Annotated in this window: 1 protein-coding gene; it reads right to left on the bottom strand. The window is 49.3% G+C overall.

Annotation, left to right across the window (positions count from 1 at the left end):
• On the bottom strand, positions 1–298 hold a 298-nt coding region (locus HPY27_RS29855), incomplete at both ends, for a hypothetical protein (protein ID WP_174226582.1).

Here is a 298-nt window from a genome sequence, read left to right on the forward strand (position 1 = left end):
GAGAAGTTCCTGTTCTCGTGCGTTGAGGTCTTGCGTCTGGGAATGCAGTTCTTGCTCTTTGGAAGTGAGATGCTGCTCTTTCGTCTGAAGTTTTTGATCAAGATCGAGAAGTTCCTGTTCTCGTGAGTTGAGATCTTGCGTATGGGAATGCAGCTCTTGCTCTTTGGAAGTGAGATGCTGCTCTTTCGTCTGCAGGTTTTGAGCTAGGGACTGAAGGTCTTGGCCTTGAGTCTGAAGCTCTTGCTCGAGATCGAGAAGTTCCTGCTCCCGTGTGTTGAGATCCTGCGTCTGGGAATGT

Source organism: Brevibacillus sp. HB1.1 (genome assembly GCF_013332445.1).
Classification (GTDB): Bacteria; Bacillota; Bacilli; order Brevibacillales; family Brevibacillaceae; genus Brevibacillus; species Brevibacillus porteri.